This window comes from Sphingomonas bacterium (genome assembly GCF_903644135.1).
GTDB lineage: Bacteria > Pseudomonadota > Alphaproteobacteria > Sphingomonadales > Sphingomonadaceae > Sphingomonas.
In genome coordinates, this window is sequence record NZ_CAHJXA010000217.1 from 1 (window position 1) to 4,904 (window position 4,904).

Genomic DNA, 4,904 nt, shown 5'->3' on the forward strand with positions numbered 1-4,904 from the left:
GCGGCAAGCCGGTCGCGCCTGCCGACGCGCTCGCGCTCGGGTTGATCGACGCGCTGGCCCCGCGCGGCGGCGAACTGGCGGCGGCACGGACATGGGTGCTGGAGCGGGGCGATCCGGTCGCCCCGTGGGACCGCCCCGACTTCGTCCTGCCGGGCGGTGTGGACGGTGCCGAGATCGAGGCGGCGGTTGCGAAGGTGGCGGCGACGTGGGGCGAGCATTACCCCGCACAGCGCAACATCGTGCGCGCCGTCCGCGAGGGCGTGACGGTGCCGATGGATGCCGCGATCGAGATCGAGACGCGCTATTTCATCGACACGCTGCAAAGTCCGCAGGCCAAGGCGATGATCCGCACGCTGTTCGGCTCGTATCCGGCGCTGCGCAAGGGTGCGGCGCGCCCCGAGATCGGAACGCGGCGCACCGTGTGGCGGGTCGGCGTGCTGGGCGCCGGGATGATGGGGGCCGGCATCGCCTATGGGCTCGCCAAAGCGGAGATCGACACGGTGCTCGTCGATGTAAGTCTCGCCGCCGCGGAGAAGGGCAAGAATTACGCACGCGGCGTGCTCGACCGGCAGGTCGCCAAAGGAACCGTCACCCGCGCCGCCGCCAACGCGATCCTTTCGCGTATCGTGCCGACGCAGGACTATGGCGCGGTCGCGGGCGTCCAGGTCCTGATCGAGACGGTGTTCGAGGATGTCGCGGTCAAGGCCGAAGCGACCGGCAGGGCACTGGCGCAGGCCGGCCCCGACATCCTGTTCGCCTCGAACACCTCGACTCTCCCGATCGGTCGGCTGGCGCAGGCGCATCCACGACCGGAGACCTTCCTCGGCATGCACTTCCATTCGCCCGTCGACCGGATGGAACTGGTTGAGGTGGTACGCGGCAAGGCGACCGGGGACGAGGCGCTGGCGCACGCGATCGACCTGGTGCGGCAGATGGGCAAGACCGCGATCGTCGCGAACGACTCGCCGTTCTTCTACACCTCGCGCGTCTTCGACACCTATATCCGTGAGGGTATGGAGATGCTCGTCGATGGTTTCGCGCCCGAGACGATCGACCTGATCGGACGCGCGACCGGCATGCCGCGCGGGCCGCTGGAGTTGACCGACGACGTTGCGATCGATCTGATCGACCGCATTGCCGGGCAACGCCGGCTGCTGCTCGGCGCGCGGGCGGACCGGCGCAGGTCGGACGACGTGATCGACCGGCTGATCGCGGCGGGGAGGTTGGGGCGCAAGAACGGCAAGGGCTTTTACGATTACGCCGATGGGACGAAGCGGGTGTGGGACGAACTCGCCGCCGCCTGGCCGCTGACAAAGCCGGGGGTCGATCCCGGACTGAGCGACGAACTGCAGCGGCGTTTCCTGCACCGCCAGGCGGTCGAGGCGGCGCGGTGCCTGGCGGAGGGCGTGCTCGACGATCCGCGCCATGCCGATGTCGGCGCGATCCTCGGCTGGAACTTTCCGCGCTGGACCGGCGGGCCGGTCTCCTACATCGAACAGGTCGGCATCGCGCACTTTGTCGCCGAATGCGACGCGCTCGCTGCGCGCTGGGGCGACCGCTTCGTGCCGCCGGAGACGCTGCGCCGCATGGCCGAGTCGGGCGAAACCTTCTATCCGGCGGCGGCGCCGCATCGGGCAGCCGCCTGATGATGTCGGAGACAGAGACAGAGACGGAGACGGGATCGGGTCCACTGGCCGGATTGCGGATCGTCGAGTTTGCCGGCATCGGCCCCGCGCCGTTCGCCGCGATGCTGCTCGCCGACTTGGGCGCGACGGTCGTCCGGATCGAGCGACCGGGAGAAACCGGCGCGTTCGAGGTCCTTTCGCGCGGCAAGACGAGTGTTGCCGCCGATCTGAAAACGGCGACGGACCGTGAACTGGTCGAAGGGCTGTGCGCCGGGGCGGATGCGATCGTCGAGGGCTACCGGCCGGGGGTGATGGAGCGGCTCGGTCTCGGTCCGGATGTGCTGCTCGCCCGCAACCCGAATCTGGTCTATGCGCGCATGACCGGCTGGGGGCAGACCGGGCCGCTGGCGCAGGCGGCGGGGCACGACATCAACTACATCGCGATCACGGGGGCGCTCGACGCGATCGGGCCGGCCGACGCACCGGTGCCGCCGCTCAACCTCGTCGGCGATTATGCCGGCGGATCGCTGTATCTGGTCATGGGCATCCTCGCGGCGCTGCTCGCGGTGCGCGGCGGAGCGCGCGGGCAAGTGGTCGATTGCGCCATCGTCGATGGTGCGGCGTCGCTGATGGCGGTGTTTGCGGAACTCAAGGCGCACGGCCGCTGGCGGGACGGACGCGAGCGCAACTTCCTCGACGGCGCCGCGCCTTTTTACCGGACTTATGCCTGCGCGGACGGCTTGCCGATCGCGTTCGGCGCGCTGGAACCGCACTTCTACGCCCGCTTCCGCGTCCTGGCCGGCGCCGACGATCCGGTATTCGACCTGCGCGACGACGAAACGCGATGGCCATCTTTGCGAGCGCGTTTCGCCGAATTGTTCGCGACACGCACGCGCGCGCAATGGTGCGCGCTGCTCGAAGGGACGGATGCCTGCTTCGCGCCGGTCCTGCCGCTGGGCGACGCCCCCAGCCATCCGCATCTCGTCGCACGGGAAACCTTTTTCGAGATGGAGGGCATCGTCCAGCCCGCGCCGGCGCCGCGCTTTTCCGCAACGCCATCGCCGAAGCCCATAGCGGCGCGGCCGGCAGAGCTCCGCGCGATCGCCGAAGCCTGGTTGAAAACCGGCTAACCCGAGGTTTCGGTTTTCGCGAAATCGGCCGCGAGACCGCGTATCCAGGGCGCGGCGATGCGCCAGCCGCGTTCGTGCGCGGCGATCTTTTCCTCGAACGCAAGCGATTGAGCAATGTCGTCAACACCGTCGAGCAGCCGCTGCCGCCGCTGCGGATCGATCGAAAAGCCGATCGTTTCGCCCTGTGTCCGCGTGATCGTCCTTTGTTCCAGATCGACCGTCATTATCGCCGTTTCCGGCTGCTCGGCATCGGCCATCAGCACTTCGACCTGCGCTGCACCCAGAACGACCGGCAGCATCCCGTTCTTGAAGCAGTTGCCGTAGAAGATGTCGGCGAAGCTCGGCGCGATGATGCAGCGGATGCCGAAATCCCTGAGCGCCCAGGGAGCGTGCTCACGGCTCGATCCACATCCGAAATTGTCCAGCGCGACGAGGATTTCCGCATGTCGCCATGGCCGGCGGTTGAGCGGAAAATCAGGTCGCTCGACGTCGTTCGCGTCGAAGCGTTGCGCGCGGAACAATGCTGCGCCCAATCCCTTGCGGGAAACCGTCTTGAGGAAACGTGCGGGCAACAGCATGTCGGTATCGACATTCGCGACCGGCAGCGGCGCGGCGATCCCGGTCAGGCGCGTGAACGGTGTCATCGTGCCAAGGCCCGTACGTCGGTCAGCCGACCGGTCACCGCCGCCGCCGCCGCCATTGCCGGGGACATCAGGTGGGTACGCCCCCCGGGGCCCTGCCGTCCCTCGAAGTTCCGGTTGGAAGTCGATGCACAGCGCTGCCCCGGCTGCAGCCGGTCTGGGTTGAGGCCCAGGCACATCGAGCAGCCCGCGTCGCGCCATTCGAAACCTGCCGAGCGGAACACACTATCGAGTCCCTCCGCCTCGCCCTGCGCCTTGACCTGTCCCGATCCGGGCACGACCAGCGCGCGCACGCCCGGCGCGACCTGCCGGTCCCGCGCGACTGCGGCGGCGGCGCGCAGATCCTCGATCCGCGCGTTGGTGCACGATCCGATGAAGACGATGTCGATCGGCAATCCGGCCAGCGCCGCGCCGGGCGCGATATCCATATAGGCGAGCATGCGCTCGACCTGTGCGCGCTGCCGCGGATCGGCTTCCCGCGCGGGATCGGGAGCGTGGCCGCCGATCGTCGTCACCGCTTCGGGGCTGGTGCCCCAAGTCACCATCGGCTCGATCGACGCGGCGTCGATCTCCACGACGCGATCATAGGCGGCGTCCAGGTCGCTTGGTAGCGTGCGCCACTGGGCGACCGCTTCGTCCCACTCTGTGCCCTTCGGCGCGAACGGCAGGCCCGCCAGCCAAGCGAACGTCGTTTCGTCCGGCGCGATCATCCCCGCGCGCGCGCCCGCCTCGATCGCCATGTTGCAGATCGTCATCCGCCCCGCCATGTCGAGCGCGCGGATCGCGTCCCCGGCATATTCGATGACGTGGCCCGTCGCGCCGCCGGTGCCGATCGCGCCGATCACGTGCAGCACGATATCCTTGGCGGTCACTCCGACACCGAGCGCCCCGTCAACCCGCACCAGCATCGTGCGCGAGCGTTTCTGCACCAAAGTCTGCGTCGCGAGCACATGCTCCGCCTCGGACGTGCCGATGCCGAATGCCAGCGCGCCGAACGCGCCGTGCGTGGACGTGTGGCTGTCGCCGCAGACGATCACCGTGCCCGGCAGCGTCAGGCCGAGTTCGGGCCCGATGATATGGACGATGCCCTGGCGCGGGCTGGTCAGTGGCACATACGGAATGTCGAACTCGGCGCAGTTGCGCTCGAGCGTCGCGACCTGCAGCCTGCTCTCCGGATCCGCGATCGCGGACAGCCCGCCCGCACGATCCTGGGTCGGGACGTTGTGATCGGCGACTGCAAGGGTCAGTTCGGGCCGGCGCACGCGGCGGCCGGCCTCGCGCAGGCCGTCGAACGCCTGCGGGCTGGTCACTTCGTACAGCAGGTGCCGGTCGACATGCAGCAGGCACTCGCCGTTGCCGAGATCGACGACCTGATGCGAATCCCACACCTTCTCGTACAGCGTTCGCGGTTCATTCATGCCGCGCGGCCCAACGCGACGCAGCCCGCGCCCGCAAGTGCGGTGCGCACGCGACCGCCAACCGGCGCGCCGGGCAGCGCGGCGGCGGCC

4 protein-coding genes are annotated in these 4,904 nt (G+C 69.0%); 2 read left to right on the forward strand and 2 right to left on the reverse strand.

Features of this window, described 5'->3' with window-relative positions; all coding sequences use genetic code 11:
* On the forward strand, positions 1–1,646 hold a 1,646-nt coding region (locus tag HUU96_RS11265; RefSeq protein ID WP_174292890.1), incomplete at its 5' end, for a 3-hydroxyacyl-CoA dehydrogenase NAD-binding domain-containing protein.
* A 2-nt stretch (positions 1,647–1,648) separates the two neighbouring features.
* Entirely contained in the window at positions 1,649–2,755 is a 1,107-nt protein-coding gene (locus HUU96_RS11270) for a CaiB/BaiF CoA transferase family protein (RefSeq protein WP_217430319.1), read from the forward strand.
* On the opposite strand, the gene leuD is transcribed toward HUU96_RS11270, so the two are convergent.
* Both leuD and leuC read right to left on the reverse strand, forming a co-directional pair.
* Positions 2,752–3,399, reverse strand: a complete 648-nt coding sequence (leuD, locus tag HUU96_RS11275) for a 3-isopropylmalate dehydratase small subunit (RefSeq protein WP_174292892.1) — start codon at positions 3,397–3,399, stop codon at positions 2,752–2,754. The genes HUU96_RS11270 and leuD overlap by 4 nt on opposite strands.
* The gene (leuC, locus tag HUU96_RS11280; protein ID WP_174292893.1) at positions 3,396–4,814 is read right to left on the reverse strand and encodes a 3-isopropylmalate dehydratase large subunit; all 1,419 of its coding nucleotides are present in this window, start codon (positions 4,812–4,814) and stop codon (positions 3,396–3,398) included. The genes leuD and leuC overlap by 4 nt, the downstream gene beginning before the upstream one ends.
* Positions 4,815–4,904 lie beyond the last annotated feature (90 nt).